Origin of the sequence: Kineococcus indalonis (assembly GCF_009906395.1) — a bacterium.
Classification (GTDB): domain Bacteria; phylum Actinomycetota; class Actinomycetes; order Actinomycetales; family Kineococcaceae; genus Kineococcus; species Kineococcus indalonis.
Window position 1 is genome coordinate 1 of the sequence record NZ_JAAALM010000725.1, and the last position, 1,512, is coordinate 1,512.

Genomic DNA, 1,512 nt, shown 5'->3' on the forward strand with positions numbered 1-1,512 from the left:
GCCCCGGCCGCCACGGAGGCCGCGACCACCGCCATCGCCAGGGGGCTGACCAGGGTGCGGCCCTGCCCGAAGCTGGCCGCGGCCAGGTCCACGGCGGACTCCGCGGCGGGCACGTCGCCGGCGAAGGCGTCCACGCCCGTGGCCCACTCGACGCCCACGCCGAGCTGGGCGGCGGTGGCGGGCAGCGCGTCGTCGCCCAGCCGGGAGCTCAGCGAGGCGAAGGCGGTGTTGCACGACTGCGCGAAGTCGGTGCGGAAGGGCACGTCGCCGAACGCCTCGCCCTCGAAGTTGCGGAACGAGCGGCCCTCCACGGTGAACGTCGGCGAGCACGTCACCGTCTCCTCCGGGTCCAGCCCGCCGGACAGCAGCGCCGTGGTGGTGACGACCTTGAACGTCGAGCCCGGCGGGTAGCGGCCCGTCAGCGCCAGGTCGCCCCCGTCGGCCGGGGAGTTCGCCACCGCCAGGACCTCACCGGTGGTGGTGTCCACCGCGACGAGCGCGGCCGCGGAGGGGGCGGTGTCCAAGACGTCGTCGGCGGCCTGCTGCAGGTCGGCGTCCAGGCTGGTGCGCACGGCCCCGCCCGGCACGGGGGGCGCGGACAGCAGCTCCTGCGGCGCGCCGGTACCGCCGTCGGTGCGCACCACGACGCCGACGCGCCCGGCGAGGCGCTCGTCGTAGTCGGCCTGCAGGCCCGACAGGCCCGCGACGTCACCGGCGGCGTAGCGGCCGCCGGACTGCTCGACCTTCTCGGCGGTGACCTGCCCCACGCCGCCCAGCAGGGCGCGCGCGAACGCGCGGGTGGGCGCCAGCGGCAGGGTCGACTGCCGGAAGACGGCGCCGGGGACCGGCTGCAGCTGGTCGCGCAGGGCGTCGTAGTCGGTGCGCCGCAGGGTGATGACGTCCACGAAGGCGTCGGGGGAGGCCTGCTCGACGCGGGTGGCCAGGGCGGCGGCGTCGACGTCGAGGGCGGCGGCCAGCGCGTCGGCGGTCGCCCGCGGGTCGGTGGTGCGCGAGGGCTGCACGCCGACCTGCACCACGTCGGTCTCGCGCACGACGGGCTCGCCGTCGCGGCCGAGGACCTCGGCGCGCTGGGGCTGGGTGCGCTCGAGCACCAGGGTGGCGCCGTCGGCGAGGGCGGGGTGCACCAGCGCCGGCTCCCACAGCGCGCGCCAGCGCTCGTCCTCCCCGCGCCGCAGCCGCAGGGTCGTCGTGTACGCCAGCGCGGTGCCCCCGGCGGCGCCGTGGGCGGCGGCGAGGTCGAAGGAGACGTCCAGGGCGGCCTGCGCGGCGCCCTCGCCGGCCCGCTCGGTGTCCACCGAGGCGACGCTCACGGCGGGCGGGGCGGCGGCCAGGGCACCGGCCAGGCGCGCGTACTCCTGACCGAGGTCGGCGGGCAGCTGCCCGGCGGCGGGCTCGAAGAGCGCGGCGTCCCACGTGCCGGCGGCCCAGCCGTCGGCGACGTCGCGGGCGAGGCGGCGGGCGCCGTCGGCGCCGTCGTCGCGGGAGCTCGCC

Annotated in this window: 1 protein-coding gene; it reads right to left on the minus strand. The window is 78.8% G+C overall.

The window, feature by feature from the left end:
- Positions 1 to 1,512: penicillin-binding transpeptidase domain-containing protein (locus GTR00_RS20605; RefSeq protein WP_166613393.1), on the minus strand; the 1,512-nt coding region annotated here is incomplete at both ends.